This window comes from Rathayibacter sp. AY1E2 (genome assembly GCF_002932325.1).
Classification (GTDB): domain Bacteria; phylum Actinomycetota; class Actinomycetes; order Actinomycetales; family Microbacteriaceae; genus Rathayibacter.
The window spans coordinates 1-21,041 of the sequence record NZ_PSVO01000010.1; the positions used below are offsets into that span (position 1 = coordinate 1).

Genomic DNA, 21,041 nt, shown 5'->3' on the forward strand with positions numbered 1-21,041 from the left:
GGGTGGGCGTGGTGGTCATCGTGCGGCTCCGGTCTCGGGGGTGGGGCTCGGGGTGGCGTCGGCGTCCGGCGCAGTGGTGCCGGAGTCGGCGCCCGGTGTGGAGTCCTGGACGCGGATCGACCCGCCCTCCTGGGCGATGCGGACCACGAACGGCTCGGCCTCGGGATCGCCGAAGGTCTGCGTCCACAGCTGACGGCCGTCGGCGGTGCGGACCTCGCGGGGCGCGTCGATCGCGCCTCCGTCGGCGTCCAGCACGAGGAGCTCGGTGTCCTCCGTGGTCGCCTCGAGGCGGACCGCCGTTCCCGCCATCGTGGCGACGGACACGTGCCCGTAGCCGATCCACAGGTCCAGCGGCTCGCCGGAGGTCTCGTAGCCGGGTGCGACCGTGACGCGCAGGTCGCTCGCCGCGAGCGTCGCGTAGCGGCCGGGAGCGGCGCTCGAGAAGCCGTAGGTGCCGAGCACGGGGAGCAGCTCGCGGTCGGTCGGCAGCACGGCGGCGCAGGCGGCGGTGACCAGCGCGACCGTCGCGAGGGCGATCAGCGCGATCGCGCGCCTCCGGAACAGGCCGGCGAGCACGATCACCACGGCGAGCACGAGTGCGGCCGAGGCGGCTCCGACGACGAGGGCCGTCGGTCCGGAGGCGGTGAGCGAGACCAGTGCGCCGGTCAGGGCGGCGGCGCCCAGGGCGAGCAGCGTGAGGCTCGCCCGCAGCCGGGGGTTCGCGGCGCGTCGGAGGCGCTGGCGCTCCAGGCGCGCGGCGGTGACGGCGGCGGCGGCGAGTCGCGCCTCCTCCGCCCGGGCGCGGGCCGTCTCGCGGGCCGTCGCGCTCTGCTGGGCGCGGAACGCCTCCCGCTCGGCCCGCCACGCCTCCTGGCGCTCGCGCCACTCGGCGACGGCCTCGGGGGACGAGGGGCGCTCGTCCTGCAGGCCGGGGTCGGGTGCGGGGTAGGCCGGAGCGGTGGTCGCGGGATACGGGAGCGTCGCGGAGGGATGTGCGGACGGGGAGGCCTGGGCCGGGTGGGCGGCCTCGTCGTCCGATCGCCGACTCCGCCGCACGATCCAGACCACGAAGGCCACCATCAGCCCGAGCACCACGAGCGACCACAGCGTCCGCCCGGTCGCGGGCGCCCAGGGCATCGCCCCGGTGTACGCGCCGCCGAGCGACCAGAAGCCCTGCGCCACCGGCAGCATCGAGGCGAGCACGAGGACGCCGATCCCGGCGTGCACCCGGTCGAGCGAGCCGCGGAGCAGCCGCTCCACCGGCAGGGCGCCGTCCTGGTCGGGCAGCAGCAGCCAGGCCGCGGCGTAGAGGAGGAGCGCGGGCCCGCCCAGCACCGCGACGACGAGCACGATCCCGCGCACGATCAGCGGGTCGATGCCGAGCCGGTCGGCGATCCCCGCGCAGACGCCGCCGATCCAGCCGGGACGGCGGGGCAGGTCGAGGCCGCGCAGCCAGAGCACGAAGCGGTTCTCGGGCGCGGGGGGCGGATCGGCGGGGCCGGAGGCTTCCGGGCCGGTGCTCTCGGGGCCTGTGCTGTCCGGGCCGGCGCTGTCGGGGCCGGCGGCTCCGGGATCCGTCCCGATCGGCGTCGTCGCTGTGCTCGCCGCCTCCGTGCCGTCCGGCTCCGCGGAGCTCGGCGGGGTCGTGCTCTGTCCTGTCATGCTGCGAGTCTCCCGTGCGCTCCACGGCCCGGACCATCGGGGGAACCCCTGATCCGACCCCGAGAGCACCCCCGATCGTGCGGCCGACCTGTTTGGATGCAGGGGTGAGCACAGTCCCCGGCACCGCCGTCCGCCCCCCGCTGCAGCGGCCGCGGACGATGCTGCTCGGCGGAGTGTGCACCGCGGTCGCCGACCACCTCGGCTGGAGCGAGCGGAGGACCCGCCTCCTGGCCGTCCTCACGACCGCGCTCGGTGGGGGCGGCGCGCTCCTCTACCTCTGGCTCTGGGCGCTGGTGCCCCTCGCGCCGCTCGAGTCGCGCGACGCGGATCCGGCTGTCCGCCGCTCCGCTCCCGTGGCCGGCCTGCTGACCCTCGCCGCCGCCGTCGCGGCGCTCGCCGTGCTGATCACCGTCGACAGCGGCGACGACGCCGACATCACGCGCGCGCTCGTCGCCGTCGGCCTGCTCGCGGGAGGAGCCGTCGGCTGGAGCCTCGGGCTCGACCGCGGCGACGCCGTCCGCCCCGCCCGGTACGGCTCCGCAGTGCGTCTCGCCTCCTGCGCGCTGCTGGTGCTCGCCGGAGCGGCCGTGCTCACCGGCCGCCCGAGCGCCCTCAACGCGGTCCTCGCCGTGGGCGTGCTGCTGATCGCCGCCGGTGTGCTGGCCGCGCCCCGGGTGGTGACCCTCTGGTCCGAGCTGATGGGCGAGCGCGCCGCCCGCGTGCGCGAGGAGCAGCGGGCCGAGATCGCCGCGCACCTGCACGACTCCGTGCTGCAGACCCTCGCGCTCATCCAGAACCGCGCCGGAGCCTCGAGCGAGGTCGCCCGCATCGCCCGCGCCCAGGAGCGGGAGCTGCGCGACTGGCTGTTCGAGCGCGACGTCCCGGTCGCCAACGACCTGGCCGCCGAGGTCCGGGCGATCGCCGCCGCCGTCGAGCTCGACTACCCCGTGCACCTCGAGGTGGTGGCCGTCGGAGCGTCCGTCCCCGGCGCCGCCGCGCTCCTCGCCGCGACCCGCGAGGCCGTGCTCAACGCGGCCCGGCACGCGGGCGGCGACGTCTCGGTGTACCTCGAGTCCTCCGTGCAGGGCGTCGACGTGTTCGTGCGCGACCGCGGCCCCGGCGTCGTCCTCGACGAGGTGCCCGGCGACCGCCTCGGCATCCGCGAGTCGATCATCGGCCGGATGGCGCGCGCGGGCGGCAGCGCGACCGTGCGTCCCGGGGTCGGCGGCACCGGCACCGAGGTGCATCTGCGGCTCCCCGCGGAGGTCGAGCGGTGACCCGCGTGCTGCTGGTCGACGACCACTCCATCTTCCGCTCCGGCCTGCGGGCCGACCTCGCCCCCGAGCTCGAGGTCGTCGGGGAGGCGGCCGACGTCGACTCCGCCGTCGGCCTGGTCGTCTCGCTCGCGCCCGAGGTGGTGCTGCTCGACGTGCACCTGCCGGGCGGTGCGGGCGGAGGCGGGGCCGAGGTGCTGCGGCGCAGCGCCGGGTCGTCGTCGCGCTTCCTGGCGCTGAGCGTCTCGGACGCCGCGGAGGACGTGGTCGGCGTGATCCGCGCCGGTGCCCGCGGCTACATCACCAAGGCCAGCTCCGGAGCCGAGGTCAGCCGGGCCGTGCTCGCGGTGGCGGGCGGGGACGCCGTGTTCTCGCCGCGCCTGGCCGGCTTCGTGCTCGACGCCTTCGGGGCGCTGGCGGGCGAGCAGGCGGAGTCGGGGGACGAGCTCGACCGGCTCTCGGCCCGCGAGCGCGAGGTGATGCGCCTGATCGCCCGCGGCTACGCCTACAAGGAGGCGGCCGCCGAGCTCTTCATCTCGGTCAAGACGGTCGAGTCCCACGTCTCCGCCGTCCTCCGCAAGCTGCAGCTCTCCTCCCGCTACGAGCTCACCGCCTGGGCCTCCGCGCGCCGCCTGCTCTGAGGCGCGCGCGAGCAGTCAACCCCGTCCCTCCTCCCGCTCCTGCCGTCCGACACTGTCGGGACACGACAGGAAAGGACGACCCGATGGTGACCACCACCCCCGCTCTCCCGACCCTGGCCGAGCTCCTCCGCGACTCCCGGCCCGTGTCGCAGCTCTACGTCGACCTCGCGATCGACTCCGGGGATCCGCCGGACATCTCGCTCGAGCGCGCCACGTCCCTCGGAGACGAGCTCGCCCGCCAGGGTGCGCCCCAGGCCGACATCCAGGCCCTCACCGCTCTGCTCGAGGGAGCCGGGCGCCCCCAGGGCGGCTGCTGCCTCTTCGCGGTCGCCGTGGACGGGAGGGTCGTGCTGAACGAGGTGCTGCCGGGTCGGCCGGTCGCGCCCGAGGGCGTCTCCTACAGCCCGCTCCCCGACATCGTGCCGCTGCTGCAGCACCGGCCCGACCTGCGCGTCCTCGTCGTCGAGACCTCGCGGGACGGCGGCGAGATCCGCCTGCACCGCCTGGGCGCGCAGCGACCCGAGGCCGAGCAGGCCGTGCAGGGCCGCACCGACACCCTCCACAAGGCGCAGGCCGGCGGCTGGCGGCACGACCGGTTCCACCACCACGCGGAGGAGATCTGGCGGCGCACGCAGGCCGAGCTCGCCGCCGCGGTGGACGAGCTCGTGCGCGTGCACCGGCCCTGCCTGCTGGTCGTGGCGGGGGACATCCACGCCCGGCAGCTGCTCGCGCAGCAGCTCTCGCCGAGCAGCGCCGCGATCCTGGCCGTCGAGCCCGTGAACACGCGGGCCGCCGGCAGCGAGGAGGGGGCGCTGGAGCGGTTCGTCGACGAGCAGCTCGACCGCATCCTGCTGCGCGAGAAGGAGGACGTGCTCGACGCCCTGCGCACCGGGGAGCCGCGCCGCACCGTCGAGTACTCGCTCGGCGCGATCGTCACGGCGCTGGCCTCGGCACAGGTCGAGACGCTGGTGCTCGACCCCGGCCGGCTGCGCGAGCGCGCTCTGCTGGCCCTCGCCGCGGAGCCGTGGGTCGCGTCGGCCCCGGAGGAGGCGCTGGGCGCCGAAGTGATCGACTCCGTCGACGCCGCCCTCGCGCTGGCCCGCGCCGCCGTGCTCACGGACGCGCGCGTGCTCGTCACCGACTCCCGCACCGCTCCGGAGGGGGTCGACGTGGTGACGCTGCCGCACGACGCCGACGCCGCGGCGATCCTCCGCTGGCGCACCGGCCCGCCGGTCCCGGGGGCCTGAGCGGCGGGTCCCCGAGCGTGGCAGGGCCCGGGCCCCGATCCTGTGATCGGTCCCGGGCCCTGTCCGGCCTCACGCCTGCTGGTCGTCCTCGCCCTCGGCGGCCGCGCGGCGGCGCGCTCCGAGTCCGAGCGCGGTGGCGCCCGCGGCCAGGAGCGCGGTGGCGCCCGCGATCAGGCCGACGCTCTCGACTCCGGTCGAGGCCAGCCCGCCGCCCGAGCCGCCGACGGGCAGCGGGGTGGGAGTGCCGGTCGGCGCGGTCGTGGGCATCGGGGACGGAGCAACGGTGGGCGCCGCGGTCGGCCCGGCGGTCGGTGCCGTGGTGGGAGTCGCCGTGGGCGCGGTGGTCGGCGGGGTCGTCGGTCCCGTGGTCGGCCCGGCGGTCGGCGTCGGAGTCGGCGCCACCACCTGCGACGCCGGCAGGATCTGCACGATGGTCGGACGCGGTGCCGCCACCGCTCCCGCCGCCGTCGATCCGTAGTCCGGGAAGAACGAGGTCGGCGCCTCGAAGGTGCCCTCCTCGCCCGGGTGCTGCACCGCCACGAACACGTGCTGGTCGAGGTCGTGGACGATCGGTCCGCAGGTCTCGGCGTCGCGGGGCACCGAGAGGAACTGCTCCACCCTGCCGCGCGTCGCGCCCTCGAGCGCGACCTTGAAGAGCCCGTCGTTGTAGCCGATGCCGCTCGGGGCGCCGTCGGTCGAGATCCAGAGGTTCCCGACCGAGTCGAAGGCCAGGTTGTCCGGGCACGAGATCGGCGAGACCTGGTCCGCCGGGAAGCCGGAGAAGTAGACGACGTCGCCCTGCGCCTGGTCGCCGCAGAGCATCAGCAGGTTCCAGGTGAAGGTGCGGCCGGTCTGGTCGCCGCCGTCCTCGATGATCTCGACGATGTGGCCGTCGCGGTTCTCGGTGCGCGGGTTGACCTCGGTCGCTCCCTCCTTGGCGCCCTCGGTGCCGCGGGCGGAGTTGTTGGTGCAGGCCACGTAGATCCGGCCGCTGACCAGGCTGGGCTGCACGTCCTCGCAGCGGTCCATCTTGGTCGCGCCCGCGGCGTCCGCCGCCTGGCGGGTGTGGACGAGCACCTCGGCGACGCTCATCCCGGCGATCGTCGAGGCGCCGTTCAGCACCAGGGGCAGCCACTCGCCGATGCCGTCGAAGCCGCCGTCCGAGGGGACCGCCCCGGTGCCGGTGATCTCGGCCACGGGGGAGTCGCCGGTGAAGCGGGCGACGTAGAGGTCGCCCTCCTCCAGCAGGGTCTTGTTGTGGGCGCGGTCGCCCTCGATGTAGCGCTTCGTCGAGACGAACTTGTAGAGGTAGTCGAAGCGCTCGTCGTCCCCCTGGTACGCGACCACGCGGCCGTCCGGGGCGATGATGACGTTCGCGCCCTCGTGCTTGAGCCGGCCGAGCGCCGTGTGCTTCTTCGGCGTGGAGTCGGGGTCGAAGGGGTCGAACTCCACGATCCAGCCGAAGCGGTTCGGCTCGTTCTCGTAGCCCGGGGTGCGGGCGTCGAAGCGGGGGTCGTCGAGCTCCCAGAGGCGCGAGGTCTCGGAGTCGGCGAGGCCGTAGCGCTTCTCGGCGTCGCTCGTGCCGACGGCGCGGAAGTAGCCGTTGAAGTTCTCCTCGCCCGAGAGGATCGTGCCCCACGGCGTCGTGCCTCCGGAGCAGTTGCCGAGCGTGCCGAGCACGGTGCGGCCCTCGGGGTCGGCGACCGTCTTCAGCAGGTCGGTGCCGGCGGCGGCGCCGGTCACCTCGTAGGGGGTGTCGAGCAGGTAGCGGCGGTTGCGCTCGCCCCCGCGGACGTAGGCCCACGGGCGGTCGACCGCGGTGCGGACCAGCTCGACGACGCTGAGGCCGTGGGCGGCGCGGCCGACGGCGCGCACGCGCTCCGGCTCCGCCTCGAGCTGCGCGGCCGGGAACATGATGCTCTCGTTCGTGTACTCGTGGTTCACGACGAGCAGGGCGCGGAGGCGCTTCGAGCCCGGGATCTCGACGATGTCGGTGTAGTCGTTGTTGTAGCCGAACTGCGCGGCCTGGGCGGCCTCCGTCTGGTCGGCGATGTCGAAGGCGGGGCTGTCGGCGAAGAGCGGGTCGCCCCAGCGGATGATCGGCTGCCAGGCGAAGCCCTCGGGGACGGTGAACCGGTCGACCGTGTACGGCACCGGAGCGATCGGAGTGAAGGCGAGCGGCGAGCCGTCGGCCGCGGTCGCCACGGCCGCCTCGGCGGTGGGCGCTCCTCCGGCGGAGGCGACGGCGACGGTGACCGCGCCGGCCAGGCCGAGGCCGAGGGCACTGCGGCGGGAGAGCTGCGACGAGACGATGTCGCGGAAGTAGCTGTTGTGCGACGTGTTGCAGGTCGCGGTGGAGCAGGCGTTGGCGCACTTCAGCGCGCAGGTGACGGGGCTGCGCTTGCCGCGCACGTGGCCGGCCATCGGGAGGAGGAGCGGGCGGCGGGCGGTGTCTGACATGGAGGTCCTTCGATCGCGAGCAGGAGACGCGATCGAGGCAAGCAGGGGGAGGGGGCGCCGATGCCGCCGGGTGGAGGCTCCTCCCTGAACGGAACGTGAACGTTCTCACAAGAAGGTGAGGCTCACCTTCCCTCCCGGCGGCCCTCCGAGCGCGCCTCCAGGACCGCCCCGACGTTCCCCGCGATCCATTCGACGACCGGCAGCAGACGCTCCGCCAGCTCCGCTCCCAGCGGCGTCAGCCGGTACTCGACGTGCGGCGGGACGACCGGCCGCGCCTCGCGGTGCACGAAGCCGTCCTCCTCCAGGATCCGCAGCGTCTGGGCGAGCATCTTCTCGCTGATCCCGCCGATCCGGCGCCGCAGAGCGCCCCAGCGCAGCGTGCCCGGAGCGAGCGCCGCGAGCACCAGGACGCCCCACTTGCTGGTGACGTGCCCGAAGACCTCGCGGCTCGGGCAGTCGGCGGAGTAGACGTCCCCGGCGAGCAGGGGGGAGTCGGCGATCGTCATGGGCGCTCCTCGAAACAGGGGTGATGACAGTACTAACGAAATAGTGGGTACTGCATTCCGGGAAGCAGGAGGAGGATGCGCCGGTTGCACCCTCCTGGCGGCGGACCCCGCCCGCCCCACCCGTCAGGAAGGACCCCTCATGACCCTCGTCGTCACCGGAGCCACCGGCCACCTCGGCCGTCTCGCCGTCGAGCACCTGCTCGCCCGCGGCACCGCCGCCTCCGACATCGTCGCCACCGGCCGCGACGCCGCGAAGCTCGAGGCGCTCGCCGCCGACCTCGGCGTCCGCACCGCCGTCGCGGACTTCGACGACCCCGCCTCGCTCGACGCCGCCTTCTCCGGCGCCGAGGCCGTCCTCCTCGTCTCGGGCTCCGAGGTCGGCAGGCGCGTCGCGCAGCACACCGCCGCGATCGACGCCGCCGTCCGCGCCGGCGCGCGCCTGGTCTACACGAGCGCCCCGAAGGCGACCACGAGCGCGCTCATCCTCGCCCCCGAGCACAAGGCCACGGAGGAGGCGATCGCCGCCAGCGGCGTCCCCGCCGTCGTCCTCCGCAACGGCTGGTACAACGAGAACTACGAGCAGACCGTCGCCGAGCTCGCCTCCACCGGCAGCACCCTCTCGAGCGCCGGCGAGGGCCGCGTCGCCAGCGCCGCGCGCACCGACTACGCCGAGGCCGCAGCGGTCGCCCTGACCGACCCGTCCCTGGTCGGCACCGTGCACGAGCTCTCCGGCGACACCGCCTGGAGCTTCGACGAGCTGGCCGCGATCGTCGCCGAGGTCGCCGGACGCGACGCCGCGATCAGCCACGTCTCCTCGGACGAGCACGCCCGCGTCCTCACCGGCGCCGGCGTCCCCGAGGGCGGAGTCGGCTTCGTCGTCGGCCTCGACGCGAACATCGCCGACGGCCTCCTCGGCGGGACCGACGGCTCGCTCGCCCGCCTGATCGGGCGGCCGACCACGCCGATCCGCGCGTACGTCGAGGAGCAGCTCGGGCGCTGACGCTCCGGCGTCCCCGTCGGCCGGGTCCGGCTCGCAGGAGCACCCCGCTCCCGCGAGCCGGACGGTGGCGCGCCCGGCCTCCCGCGGCGCCGCGCCGGTCACTCCCTTCCGCGGCTCCGCGCCCGCCCTCCGCGGCTCCGCGCCCGACCCGCCGCACCTCGCGCCCGACCCGCCGCACCTCGCGCCACCGTGTCGGCGCCCCGACGTAGGCTGTCCGCCATGACCTCGACGACGCCTCGCTCCGGTATCGACCGCTCCGAACTCGACCCCGCGACGCGCCCGCAGGACGACCTCTACCGGCACGTCAACGGGCTCTGGATCGACCGCACCGAGATCCCCGCCGACAAGGCGCGCTACGGCTCCTTCCACGTGCTCCAGGAGGAGGCGGAGAAGGCCGTGCGCGACATCATCGTCGAGGCGCAGACCGCGCAGCACGGCACCGAGGAGCGACTGTTCGGCGACCTCTACGCCTCCTTCATGGACGAGGAGCGGGCCGAGGAGCTCGGCGCCGCCCCGATCGCCGACGACCTCGCCGCCGTGCAGCGGGTCGACTCGATCCCCGGCCTGCTCCGCGCGGTCGGCGCCTTCGAGCGCACCGGCGTCCCGGGGCTCTTCGGCCTCTTCGTCGACAACGACCCGGGCAGCCCCGAGCGCTACCTCGTCTTCGTCAATCAGGGCGGCCTCGGCCTGCCGGACGAGAGCTACTACCGCGAGGAGGAGTTCGCCTCCGTCCGCGAGGCCTACACGCCGTTCGTCGCGCGGATGCTGGCCCTGGCCGGCATCGACGCCGCCGAGGCCCGCGCCGAGCGCATCGTCGCCCTCGAGACCGACCTGGCCGCCGCGCACTGGGACAAGGTCCGCAGCCGCGACAGCCAGGCGACCTACAACCTCCGCTCCTGGTCCGAGGTCGAGGAGCTCGCCGCGGGCGTCGACCTCGGCGTCTGGCTCACCGCGATGGGCGCTCCGGGGGGGGCGCTCGCCGAGGTGGTCGTCCGCCAGCCGAGCTTCCTCCAGGGTCTCGCGGGCCTGCTCACCGAGGACCGGCTCCCGGCCTGGCGCGACTGGCTGTCCTGGCAGGTGATCCGCGGAGCCGCGGCCTACCTGTCCAGCGGCTTCGTCGACGCCAACTTCGACTTCTACGGCCGCACCCTCACCGGCACCCCGCAGAAGCGGGAGCGCTGGAAGCGCGCCGTCTCGCTCGTCGAGGGGTCGCTCGGCGAGGCGGTCGGCCGCACCTACGTCGCCCGCCACTTCCCCGAGACGGCGAAGGCCGCGATGGACGTGCTGGTCGCGAACCTCATCGAGGCGTACCGCCGCTCCATCGTCGACCTGGAGTGGATGAGCCCCGCCACCCGCGAGCGCGCGCTCGAGAAGCTCGCGAAGTTCACGCCCAAGATCGGCTACCCGGTGCGCTGGCGCGACTACTCTGCCCTCTCGATCGACCCGGCCGACCTGCTCGGCAACGCCCGCCGCGTGGCCGAGTTCGAGTTCGCCCGCGAGCTCGGCAAGATCGGCCGCCCGCTCGACCGCGACGAGTGGTTCATGACCCCGCAGACGATCAACGCGTACTACAACCCGGGCTTCAACGAGATCGTCTTCCCGGCCGCGATCCTGCAGTTCCCCTTCTTCGACGAGGCCCGCGACCCCGCCGCGAACTACGGAGCGATCGGCGCCGTCATCGGTCACGAGATCGGCCACGGCTTCGACGACCAGGGCTCGCGCTTCGACGGCGACGGCCGCCTCACCGACTGGTGGACCGAGGAGGACCGGGCCGCGTTCGAGGAGCGGACGAAGGCGCTCATCGCGCAGTACGACGCGCTCGCTCCCGCGACCACGCCCGGGCACCACGTGAACGGCGCCCTGACCATCGGCGAGAACATCGGCGACCTCGGCGGTCTCGGCATCGCCTGGAAGGCATACCTGCTCTCGCTGGACGGCGAGGAGCCGCCCGTCGTGGACGGCCTGACCGGCGCCGAGCGCTTCTTCCTCTCCTGGGCGCAGGCCTGGCAGCAGAAGTCGCGCGACGAGGAGACGATCCGCCTCCTCGCCATCGATCCGCACGCTCCGGCCGAGTTCCGCTGCAACCAGATCGTCCGGAACATCGACGAGTTCTACGCTACTTTTGACGTCTCCGAAGGCGACGCCCTCTGGCTCTCCCCGAGCGAGCGCGTCACCATCTGGTAGTCGCCGACGACCACCTCCGCACCACGGACGAGGAGCCCCGGGCATCGAGAGCCGACCGATGCCGCGGGGTCGTCCGCCGATCGCGCGTCCTGCCGGCGCGTGAGGACCCAGGTCCCCCCTCCGCACGACCGCACTCCCGACCCGTAGAGGGGCCGTACCCGTGGTGATCCCCACCAGCGAGACCCGCCGTGAGAGCCGACGCAACCGCCGGGGGCGCCACAAGGGCGGCGGCGACCGCGAGAACTTCCAGCGCGGCTTCGACGCCCTCGGCCGTCTCGCGATCGACGGGGTCGTCGTCTCGGCGCGCGCCGTCGACCTGGCGACCGGCCGCACCCTGTTCGCGGTCGACGACTCCGTCTCGATGCCCACCGCCTCCCTCGGCACCGTCGTGCTGCTGATCGAGGTCGCCGCCCGGCTGGCGAACGAGCCGCAGGAGAACCTGCGCCTGGTCGACCGGACCGCGGCGGACGCGGTCTCGGGCTCAGGGCTCTGGCAGCACCTCCAGGTGCCGTCGATGCCGATCGCCGACCTCGCCGCCCTCGTCGGGGCCTCCAGCGACAACCTCGCGACCAACGTCCTGCTGCGCCGCGTCGGCCTCGACGCCGTGCGCGAGCGGGCGGAGGCGCTCGGCCTCTCCCGCACCGCCCTGCTCGACGTCGTGCGCGACGAGCGCGGCCCGGACGACGCGCCGCAGCTCTCGATCGGCTCCGCGCGCGAGCTGACCTGGCTGCTCGCCACCCTCGCGAACGGCGAGATCGTCGACGCCGCCGTGAGCTCGCGGGTGATCGGCTGGCTCTCGCTCGGCACCGACCTCTCGATGGTCGCCGCCTCGTTCGGGCTCGACCCGCTCGCGCACCGCCACCCCGACCACGGCGTCCTGCTCGTCAACGCGACCGGCACCGACGTCGGCGTCCGCGCCGAGGCGGGCGTCCTCCGCGGCCCGCGCGCCGGAGTCGCCTACGCGGTCGCCACGCAGTTCGACGACACGACCCTGCACTACCGCCTCGCGGTGCTGGAGGGCATGCGCACCCTCGGAGCCGACCTGCTCGAGTACGTGCACTGACGGCTGCCGGGACGGAGGCTCCTCCGGAGCAGGCCGATCCCGCGGGGCCCCTCGGGTGCCCCGTCAAGTCCGTGACCGCCTCCGGGGGCGCGACCTAGGCTGCCCGCAGCGGCGCCGCCTCCCGGGCGCACCGCGGAGAGGAAACCATGAGCAGCTTCGGCTTCGACGCCCCCGAGGACGTCACCGACACCACCCGCCCCGACGGCGACTCCCTGCCGGTCCCGCCGGAGGACCCGGCCGAGATCGACGACCCCGAGTCGATCGACGAGGCGCTCGACCAGGGCGCCGACGCCCGCCTCGGCGACGACCAGGACCCGCCGGAGCACCCCTTCATCCCGTCGCCCAGCTGATCGGTCGGCCGGGCACCCCAGCGGCGCCCGGCCTCCTCCGACCTGGCTTCTCCTCCGAGCCGATTACTCCTTCGACCCCGGCTTCAGGCGGTGCGCGAGGCGCTTGATCGGGTGGGCGGGCTCGCGCTCCGCCGGATCCTCGACCTCGAGGCCGTAGAACGTGCCGATGTCGCCGACGAACGCCTTGCGGCGAGCCTTGTCGTACGCGCGGATCTCGCGGCGGAAGGCGATCACCGTCGCGACGCACATCAGGATCATCACGACGCTGAACGGCAGGGCCGAGAGGATCGCCGCGGTCTGCAGGGCGTCGAGGCCGCCGGCGACCAGGAGCGACAGGGCGAGCAGCGCGGTCGCGACGGCGAAGAACACGCGGATGCGGTTGCGCGGCTCCGGCTCGCCGCCGGTCGCGATCATCGACATCACCAGCGCTCCGGAGTCGGCGGAGGTCACGAAGAAGACGCCGATCAGGAGGATCGCGCCGATCGTCAGCACCGAGCCCGCGGGCAGTCCCTGCAGCATCGAGAAGAGCGCCAGGTTGGTGTCGACCGAGCCGTCGGCGCCGACGAGGCCGCCGTCGCCGTAGAGCTCGCGGTAGATGGCGGTGCCGCCGAGGACGCTGAACCAGAGGAAGGTCATGATCGTCGGCACGAGCAGCACGCCGCCGACGAACTCGCGGACCGTCCGGCCCTTCGAGACGCGGGCGATGAAGATGCCGACGAACGGCGCCCACGACATCCACCAGCCCCAGTAGAACGTGGTCCACGAGGCCTGCCACTGCTCGCCCTCGCGGCCGGCGTAGGCGCTGACCGTGAAGGTCAGGCCGATGAAGTTCTGCAGGTAGTTGCCGAGCGACTGCACGAACTCGCGGAGGAGGAACTGGGTCGGGCCGGCGACGAGCACGAAGACGAGGAGCGCGGCGGCGAGCAGCAGGTTGCCGGTCGAGAGCCACTTCATGCCCTTGCCCACGCCCGAGATCAGCGAGAAGACGGTCAGGCCCGTGACCACGGCGATGACCACGATCTGCACGGTGAGCGACGACTCCACGATGCCGCTCGCCTCCAGGCCCGCCGAGATCTGGGTGACGCCCAGGCCGAGCGAGGTCGCGACTCCGAACATGGTGCCGACCAGGGCGACCACGTCGATCGCGTTGCCCCAGCCGCCGCGGACCCGGCGGCCCAGCAGCGGCTCCAGTGCCCAGCGGATCGACACCGGCCGCTTGCGGCGGTGGATCGCGTACGCGAGGGCGAGGCCGACCACCACGTAGATGGACCAGGCGTGGACGCCCCAGTGCAGGTAGGTCTGCGAGATCGCGCTCTGCGCGAGCTGCGTCTCGGTGCCGGTGACGCCCGGGCGCGGAGTGGCGAAGTGGGTGAGCGGCTCCGCGACGCCGTAGAAGACGAGGCCGATGCCCATGCCGGCGGCGAAGAGGAGCGAGATCCAGGCGAGCATCGAGAACTCGGGCTCGTCGTCGTCGGCGCCGAGCTTGATGTCGCCGAAGCGGCTCACGCCCATCCAGATGGCGAAGGCCACGAAGACCGCGGCGATCAGCACGTAGTACCAGCTGAACGTGTTGACGACGGTGGTCTGCAGCGTCGAGAACACGGAGGTCGCGGCGTCGGGCGCGAGGATCGCGAAGGCCGCGATCGACAGCGTCAGGACGGCGGCGGGCCAGAAGACCCACCGCGCGAGGCGGTGCGGAGGGGCGGTCGTGCCCGCGGTGGCGGGGGCGGTGTCCGGGGAGGACGGGTGCTCGGACATGGGGTCCTCTCGTCGGCGGCAACCGTCCACGGTACACGGGGGCCCGTCGGCGGCCCCGGCCGGGGGAGCCGGGCTGGCATGATCCGGCCCCGGTGCGGGAGGCTGGACCCGTGCAGTTCAGAGTCTTCACCGAACCCCAGCAGGGCGCGAGCTACGAGGACCTCCTCGCCGTCGCGCAGGCCGCCGAGAGCCTCGGCTACGACGGCTTCTTCCGCTCCGACCACTACCTCCGGATGGGAGACGGCGACCCCGGTGTGGGCCCGTCCGACGCGTGGACGACGCTCGCCGGCCTCGCCCGCGAGACCGAGCGGATCGCGCTCGGCACCCTCGTCTCCTCCGTCACCTACCGGCCGCCGGGGATCCTCGCGATCCAGGTCGCCCAGGTCGACGCGATGTCCGGGGGCCGTGCCGAGCTCGGCCTCGGCACCGGCTGGTTCGAGGAGGAGCACGCCGCGTACGGCATCCCCTTCCCTCCGCGCCGCTTCGACCTCCTCGAGGAGCAGCTCGAGATCGTGACCGGCCTGTGGTCGACGCCGGTCGGCGAGCGCTACTCCTTCGCCGGCGAGCACTACACGCTGACCGACTCCCCGGCCCTGCCCAAGCCCGCCCGCCTGCCGCTGCCGGTGATCGTCGGTGGCGGCGGCCCCAAGCGGACCCCGGCGCTCGCGGCGCGGTTCGCGAGCGAGTTCAACCTGCCCTTCCCCGAGTTCGACGCGATCCCGGGGGCCTTCGAGCGCGTCGACGAGGCGTGCCGGGCGATCGGGCGCGAGCCCTCGTCGCTCGTGCACTCGGTCGCGCTGATCGCGGTCGGCGGAGGCGACGAGGCGGAGTTCATGCGCCGTGCCGCGACGATCGGCCGCGAGCCCGCCGAGCTGCGCGAGCACGGAGTGGCCGGCGGCGTCGACGAGGCGGTCGACCGCCTCGAGTCCCTCCGCGAGGCCGGCTGCGAGCGCGTCTACCTGCAGTTCATGGACCTGCAGGACCTCGACCACCTCGACTTCTTCGCCCGGGAGGTCCTGCCGCGCCTGTCGGCCTAGTGGGCGCCGCTGCTGCAGCCGAATCAGCGACGACTCCTGGCTTCTCGCGGTCCCCGTCCTCGTGCCCCCGCGCCGAGTGCGACGACTCCTGGGCACTCGCGGGCTGCGGGCAGCACGCTCCGGCCCGCGCGCCCGGGCGTCCGTCCGCGCTGCGGCCTACGCTGGAGGGATGGCGGACACGATCGAGCGCGCGGACGAGCGCCTGGCGACCCGCTCGGCGGCCGAGGTCCCGTGGATCGTGCTGGTCTGGGACGATCCGGTCAACCTGATGTCGTACGTCTCGTACGTCTTCCGCAGCTACTTCGGCTTCGGCCGGGCCGAGGCGGAGCGGCTGATGCTGCAGGTGCACACAGAGGGGCGCGCGGTCGTCGCGACCGGCAACCGCGAGGAGATGGAGCGGCACGTGGAGGCGATGCACGGCTACGGCCTGTGGGCGACGCTGCAGAAGGCCGACGCGTGAGCGCCCCGCTGCGTCCCGCGGCCGCCGAGACCGGAGAGCACCCCGCTCGCGGCATCCGAGGACTCGGCTGATGCGCGCGTTCCGCCGCGACTCCTCCGGAGCGGCCGTCGCCCGCTTCGACCGCGAGGAGGCCGGGATCCTCCGCCACCTGGCCGGCGAGATGCTCGAGCTGCTCGATCGCGGGGCGTCCTCGGAGGAGGCCCGCTCCGATCCGGCGCTCGCCCGCCTCCTGCCCGACGCCTACCGCGACGACGCCGAGGCGGCCGACGAGTTCCGCCGCTTCACCGCTCCGGACCTCGCCGCCCGCAAGATGGACGACGCCCGCGCCGTCACGGCGGCCCTCGACGCCGGCGACGGCACGAGTCACGGCCGGATCTTCGAGGGGCTGGGCGAGGTCGCGGTCCGTCTCGAGGAGCCGCAGGCGATCGCCTGGCTCCGCGCACTGACCGACATGCGGCTCGCTCTGGCCGTGCGGCTCGGCATCGACGACACCGACGACGTCGTCCCGGAGGAGGGGAGCGCGGCCGCGATCCGCAGCGTCTACGACTGGCTGGGAGGCGTGCAGGACGGACTCGTCCGCGCCGTCGACGTGTGATCCACTCGTCCCTCCAGCGATTCCACAGCTGTGGACAACCCTGTGGAAAGGTGTGGAGAACCGGCTCCGGGAGCACCTCCGAACGGCGGAGCGCCGGGCGCGGGGGTGTGGAAACGCGTAGCGTCCACCCTGTGAACACTCCGAGCACCGCCGACGCCCAGCGCACCGCCGACGACATCCAGGACTCGCGGGCGGTGCGGACCCTCGCCCGCGGCGGCTTCGCGGCGAACGGCCTCGTCCACCTCCTGATCGGAGTGATCGCGCTCGGCGTGGCCCGCGGCGGCGGAGGCGAGGCCGACCAGAGCGGTGCTCTCGGCGCCCTCGCGGCGCAGCCCGGCGGTCTGGTGATCCTGTGGATCTGCACGGTCGGCCTCTTCGGCCTGGCGCTGTGGGGGCTGCTCGAGGCGTTCCTCGTCCGCCCGCGCGAGAGCGCCCTGAAGACCTGGGGCAGCCGGCTCAAGGAGGCGGGCAAGGCCGTCGTCTACGGCGCCCTCGGCGTGACGGCGCTGAAGTTCGCGACGGGCGGCGGGTCGAGCTCGTCCGAGTCGTCCGAGAGCGCGAGCGCGCAGGTGCTCTCGGCGCCGGGCGGAGTCGTGCTGCTCGTGATCGCGGGACTGGCCGTCCTCGCGGTCGGCGGCGTCTTCGTGTACCGCGGAGCGAGTAGGAAGTTCCTCGAGAACGTCGCGGAGCCGGGCGGCACGGCGGGCACCGTCGTCACCGTGCTCGGCGTCGCCGGCTACGTCGCCAAGGGCGTGGTCCTCGGCGCTCTCGGCGTGCTGCTGATCGTCGCCGCCGTCACTCACGATCCGGAGCAGGCGGGCGGGCTCGACGAGGCGCTGAAGTCGCTCGTGGAGCTGCCGGCGGGCGTGCTCCTCCTCGGCTTCGTCGCGGTCGGGCTCATCGCCTACGGGCTCTTCTGCTTCGCCCGCGCGCGCTGGCCGCGCCTCTGATGTCGGATAGCGGATCCGCTCTATACCTGTCACCCCCCTTCCGCGCAACTGGTCCCGCCGTCACGGAGTCGGTGACACGCTGGGGCCCGTGATTGCTGGAGGCGAGGACGCGACCGGTGGACGGGTGCGTCCGCCGCTGACGCAGGACGCCGCCCGTCTGCTGACCCGCTCCGCCACGGGGGACGCCTCCGCTCTGGGAGAGCTCGTCGACCGCTTCGGCGGCCTCGTCTCGGCGTGCGTCGGCACGGTCCAGGCCGACCCGGCCGGACGCGACCGGCTCTGCACCGACGTCTTCACCGCCGTCTGGCGCCGCTCCCGCGAGGGCGCCCGCTCGCCGGAGCCCGTGCTCTGGGTGCTCGAGGTCCTCTGCGAGACCCTCGGGTCCGCGCACGAGCTCGCCCGGCGTCCGCTCGGCAGCGGCCTGCTCGCCCTCGACTGCCCGGACCGCGAGCTCCTGCTGCTGGCTGCGGCCGGCGGCTTCTCGCAGGCCGAGATCTCGGCGCTGACCGGGATCGACGAGTTCCGGCTGCGCTCGATCCTCCGGAACGCGCTCGAGGCGCTCCAGGGTCGCGACAGCGATCTTCTGACGGCCTGACCGCCGGAGCCGTCGCGGGAGTAAAGTTGAGTCCGTCGAACTCAACTTTCGAGCCACGGAGGAGACCACCATCATGCAGGCCGGTCGGATGCCCCAGCAGGACGAGAAGTCCGCACTCGAGCAGTACGGCGTCAACCTGACCGCCATCGCGGCGAGCGGCAAGCTCGACCCGGTGATCGGGAGGGACGCCGAGATCCGGCGCGTCAGCCAGGTGCTCACGCGCCGCACCAAGAACAACCCCGTCCTCATCGGCGAGCCCGGCGTCGGCAAGACCGCCGTCGTCGAGGGGCTCGCCCAGCGGATCGTCGCGGGCGACGTCGCCGAGAGCCTCAAGGGCAAGCAGCTCGTCAGCCTCGACCTCTCGGCCCTGATCGCCGGAGCGAAGTACCGCGGCGAGTTCGAGGAGCGGCTGAAGGCCGTGCTCCAGGAGATCGAGGAGTCCGACGGCCGGATCATCACCTTCATCGACGAGCTGCACACGCTGATGGGCGCGGGCGGCGGCGAGGGATCGGTGGCGGCCGCGAACATGCTCAAGCCCATGCTGGCGCGCGGCGAGCTGCGGATGATCGGCGCGACGACGCTCGACGAGTACCGCCAGTACATCGAGAAGGACGCCGCTCTCGAGCGCCGCTTCCAGCAGGTCTTCGTCGGCGAGCCGACCGTCGAGGACACCGTGGCGATCCTCCGCGGGCTGAAGGAGCGCTACGAGGCGCACCACAAGGTGGCGATCGCCGACTCCGCCCTGGTCGCCGCCGCGTCGCTCTCGAACCGCTACATCACCTCCCGCCAGCTGCCGGACAAGGCGATCGACCTGATCGACGAGGCCGCGTCGCGGCTGCGCATGGAGATCGACTCCGCTCCCGTCGAGATCGACGAGCTGCGCCGTTCCGTGGACCGGCTGAGGCTCGAGGAGCTGGCGCTGAAGAAGGAGAAGGACGAGGCCTCGAAGGCGCGGCTGGAGAAGCTGCGCGAGGACCTGGCCCGCCGCGGCGCCCAGCTCGAGGAGCTGCAGGAGCGCTGGGAGCGCGAGCGCGCCTCCCTCAACCGCGTCGGCGAGCTCAAGAACCGGCTCGACGCCCTGCGGATCGCCGCCGAGCGCGCGCAGCGCGAGGGGAAGCTCGAGCGCGCGTCGAAGCTGCTCTACGGCGACATCCCGGTGATCGAGCGCGAGCTCGCGGCCGCCGAGGCGGAGGAGGAGCCGGCCGAGGGCCGCATGGTCAACGAGCAGGTGACGGCCGACGACATCGCCGCGGTGATCGCCGCCTGGACGGGGATCCCCGTCGGGCGTCTCCTGCAGGGCGAGACCGAGAAGCTGCTGCACCTCGAGACCGAGCTGCACCGCCGACTGATCGGCCAGGACGAGGCGGTGTCGGCCGTCGCGGACGCGGTGCGCCGCACCCGCGCGGGCATCTCCGACCCCGACCGGCCGACCGGCTCCTTCCTCTTCCTCGGGCCGACCGGCGTCGGCAAGACCGAGCTGGCGAAGGCACTCGCCGACCACCTCTTCGACGACGAGAAGGCGATGGTCCGCATCGACATGTCGGAGTACGGCGAGAAGTTCGCCGTCTCGCGGCTGGTCGGCGCCCCTCCCGGCTACATCGGCTACGAGCAGGGCGGCCAGCTCACGGAGGCGGTCCGCCGCCGCCCGTACTCGGTGGTGCTCCTCGACGAGATCGAGAAGGCGCACCCCGAGGTGTTCGATGTCCTGCTGCAGGTGCTCGACGACGGCCGGCTCACCGACGGCCAGGGGCGGACGGTCGACTTCCGCAACACGATCCTCATCCTCACCTCCAACCTGGGGTCGCAGTTCCTCGTGGACCCGGCGCTGTCGCGGCCGCAGAAGGAGGAGGCGGTCCAGCAGATGGTGCGCCAGGCCTTCAAGCCCGAGTTCGTGAACCGGCTCGACGACATCGTGATCTTCGACGCGCTCGACCGCACCGAGCTCGGCGAGATCGTGTCGCTGTACGTCGACCGGCTGTCGAGGAGGCTCTCGGAGCGACGGCTCGACCTGGCGGTGACGCCCGCGGCCCGCGGGTGGCTGGCCGAGCGCGGCTACGACCCGCAGTACGGCGCGCGGCCGCTGCGCCGGCTGATGCAGCGGGCGATCGACGACCAGCTGGCGACGGCGCTGCTCGGCGGCACGGTGCGCGACGGGGACGTGGTGCTGGTGGACGTGGCGCCGGACGGCGAGAGCCTGTCGGTGACGGCGGGGATGCCCGCGTCGGACTGACCGGGGTGCTCGACCCCTGTCGCGAGTCCGACTTCTGCGTACTCGCAGGGGAGAGGAGCGCGCGGGTGGCGACGGAAGTTCCCTCCACAGGGCGCGCGAGGGCGGGAGTCGTCCACAGCCGCGGGATCCGCGGCGCGCCCGTCCGGCGGGCTCCGTAGCGTCGGCGGCATGTCCTTTGAAACGCCCGGCCCCCGGATGGCCGACCTCCCTCCCGAGGAGAGGCCGAGGGAGCGCCTCCGCGCCTACGGACCGGAGGCGCTCACCGACGCCGAGACCCTCGCCGTGCTCATCGGGGCCGGCGTCCGCGGCGCCAACGCGACCGTCGTCGCGCAGCGCCTCCTCGCGCGCTTCGGCGGCATCGACGCCGTCGCCCGGGCCGGGGTGGCCGATCTGATGCGGCACCGCGGAGTCGGCGAGGTCGCCGCCTGCCGCCTGGTCGCCTCCTTCGAGCTGCGGCGGAGGATGAACCGCGCCTCGCGCGCCGCCCGCGTGACCGACGCCGCCGGCCTGGCCGGGCTCGTCGCTCCGCTGCTGGCCGCCCGGCCGGTCGAGACCGTGCTGGCGGTGGCGCTCGCCGAGTCCGGAGCCGTCCGCGACGTCCTCACGCTGGCCGACGGAGCCCCGGCGCACGCCGAGATCCCCGTCGCCGCCGTGCTCGCCGAGGTGCTGGCGCGCGGCGCGGCGGGCATCGGCCTGGCGCACAGCCACGCGGGCGAGGCCGTGGTGCTCCCCTCCGACCGTGCGGCGACGCGGGCGATCGCCGACGGGGCAGAGGCGTGCGGCCTGCGGTTCCTCGCGCACGTCGTGATCGGGCGCGACGGCTGGGCGGAGGCGCAGCCGTGACGCGGCGCAGGGCTGCTGCGGGGCCCCTCCGTTCCGGCAGGACGCCTCCCGCCCGGCGCCGGACCGCCCCCGGCCGCGCCCCGGCTCTCCACCTGGGCCGCGTCGGCGCGCGTTCGTGCAAGCCCCCGCCTCTCCGGCGCCCGCGGCCGGTCGCGGGCGTACCGTGGACGCCGACCCCATCCCCCT

At 74.0% G+C, this 21,041-nt stretch carries 17 protein-coding genes and 1 pseudogene; 14 read left to right on the plus strand and 4 right to left on the minus strand.

The window, feature by feature from the left end; all coding sequences use genetic code 11:
• Positions 1-15: 15 nt before the first annotated feature.
• Positions 16-1,662: a PspC domain-containing protein gene (locus C5C49_RS09085; protein WP_104346003.1), complete on the minus strand. Its 1,647-nt coding sequence runs from the start codon at positions 1,660-1,662 to the stop codon at positions 16-18.
• 104 nt (positions 1,663-1,766) lie between these two features.
• Here C5C49_RS09085 and C5C49_RS09090 point away from each other — a divergent pair, with 104 nt between their 5' ends.
• The 3 genes from C5C49_RS09090 (at position 1,767) to C5C49_RS09100 (ending at position 4,824) form a co-directional block, all read left to right on the plus strand.
• Positions 1,767-2,939 carry a sensor histidine kinase gene (locus C5C49_RS09090; protein WP_104346004.1) on the plus strand — a complete coding sequence of 391 codons (1,173 nt, stop codon included), beginning with the start codon at positions 1,767-1,769 and terminating at the stop codon, positions 2,937-2,939.
• Positions 2,936-3,577, plus strand: coding sequence for a response regulator transcription factor (locus tag C5C49_RS09095; RefSeq protein ID WP_104346005.1), 642 nt, complete (start codon positions 2,936-2,938; stop codon positions 3,575-3,577). The genes C5C49_RS09090 and C5C49_RS09095 overlap by 4 nt, the downstream gene beginning before the upstream one ends.
• Positions 3,578-3,660: 83 nt before the next feature.
• The gene (locus C5C49_RS09100) at positions 3,661-4,824 is read left to right on the plus strand and encodes a Vms1/Ankzf1 family peptidyl-tRNA hydrolase (protein WP_104346006.1); all 1,164 of its coding nucleotides are present in this window, start codon (positions 3,661-3,663) and stop codon (positions 4,822-4,824) included.
• A gap of 420 nt (positions 4,825-5,244) precedes the next feature.
• Here the strand turns inward: C5C49_RS09100 and C5C49_RS09105 are convergent.
• Together C5C49_RS09105 and C5C49_RS09110 are read right to left on the minus strand one after the other, a co-directional pair.
• A pseudogene (locus C5C49_RS09105) lies at positions 5,245-7,284 on the minus strand (PhoX family phosphatase); the annotation flags it as partial.
• A 122-nt stretch (positions 7,285-7,406) separates the two neighbouring features.
• Positions 7,407-7,790 carry a helix-turn-helix domain-containing protein gene (locus C5C49_RS09110; RefSeq protein ID WP_104256663.1) on the minus strand — a complete coding sequence of 128 codons (384 nt, stop codon included), beginning with the start codon at positions 7,788-7,790 and terminating at the stop codon, positions 7,407-7,409.
• 139 nt (positions 7,791-7,929) lie between these two features.
• On the opposite strand from C5C49_RS09110, the gene C5C49_RS09115 reads away from it, so the two are divergent.
• From C5C49_RS09115 to C5C49_RS09130, 4 genes are all read left to right on the plus strand, one after another.
• Positions 7,930-8,790: an NmrA family NAD(P)-binding protein gene (locus C5C49_RS09115; RefSeq protein ID WP_104250704.1), complete on the plus strand. Its 861-nt coding sequence runs from the start codon at positions 7,930-7,932 to the stop codon at positions 8,788-8,790.
• A gap of 219 nt (positions 8,791-9,009) precedes the next feature.
• A complete protein-coding gene (locus C5C49_RS09120; protein ID WP_104346008.1) occupies positions 9,010-10,974 on the plus strand; it encodes a M13 family metallopeptidase in 1,965 nt (654 codons plus the stop codon).
• Positions 10,975-11,134: 160 nt separating this feature from the next.
• Positions 11,135-12,037, plus strand: coding sequence for a serine hydrolase (locus tag C5C49_RS09125; RefSeq protein WP_104222833.1), 903 nt, complete (start codon positions 11,135-11,137; stop codon positions 12,035-12,037).
• Positions 12,038-12,183: 146 nt separating this feature from the next.
• Positions 12,184-12,387 (plus strand): hypothetical protein, encoded by a 204-nt coding sequence (locus C5C49_RS09130; RefSeq protein ID WP_104222832.1) that lies wholly within the window; start codon positions 12,184-12,186, stop codon positions 12,385-12,387.
• Between the two features lie 63 nt (positions 12,388-12,450).
• On the opposite strand, the gene C5C49_RS09135 is transcribed toward C5C49_RS09130, so the two are convergent.
• A complete protein-coding gene (locus tag C5C49_RS09135; RefSeq protein WP_104239473.1) occupies positions 12,451-14,145 on the minus strand; it encodes a BCCT family transporter in 1,695 nt (564 codons plus the stop codon).
• Between the two features lie 110 nt (positions 14,146-14,255).
• Between C5C49_RS09135 and C5C49_RS09140 the strand changes: the two genes are divergently transcribed.
• From C5C49_RS09140 to C5C49_RS09170, 7 genes are all read left to right on the plus strand, one after another.
• A complete protein-coding gene (locus C5C49_RS09140) occupies positions 14,256-15,182 on the plus strand; it encodes an LLM class F420-dependent oxidoreductase (protein WP_104346009.1) in 927 nt (308 codons plus the stop codon).
• Positions 15,183-15,351: 169 nt separating this feature from the next.
• A complete protein-coding gene (gene clpS, locus C5C49_RS09145; RefSeq protein ID WP_104222829.1) occupies positions 15,352-15,642 on the plus strand; it encodes an ATP-dependent Clp protease adapter ClpS in 291 nt (96 codons plus the stop codon).
• Between the two features lie 70 nt (positions 15,643-15,712).
• Positions 15,713-16,237: a DUF2017 domain-containing protein gene (locus C5C49_RS09150; protein ID WP_104225742.1), complete on the plus strand. Its 525-nt coding sequence runs from the start codon at positions 15,713-15,715 to the stop codon at positions 16,235-16,237.
• Between the two features lie 131 nt (positions 16,238-16,368).
• Positions 16,369-17,187, plus strand: coding sequence for a DUF1206 domain-containing protein (locus C5C49_RS09155; protein ID WP_104225741.1), 819 nt, complete (start codon positions 16,369-16,371; stop codon positions 17,185-17,187).
• 88 nt (positions 17,188-17,275) lie between these two features.
• Positions 17,276-17,782: an RNA polymerase sigma factor gene (locus C5C49_RS09160; protein ID WP_146084872.1), complete on the plus strand. Its 507-nt coding sequence runs from the start codon at positions 17,276-17,278 to the stop codon at positions 17,780-17,782.
• Between the two features lie 88 nt (positions 17,783-17,870).
• A complete protein-coding gene (locus C5C49_RS09165; protein WP_374952925.1) occupies positions 17,871-20,012 on the plus strand; it encodes an ATP-dependent Clp protease ATP-binding subunit in 2,142 nt (713 codons plus the stop codon).
• A 168-nt stretch (positions 20,013-20,180) separates the two neighbouring features.
• On the plus strand, positions 20,181-20,855 hold the full coding sequence (locus C5C49_RS09170; protein ID WP_104250698.1) for a RadC family protein: 675 nt from the start codon (positions 20,181-20,183) through the stop codon (positions 20,853-20,855).
• Positions 20,856-21,041: the final 186 nt, after the last annotated feature.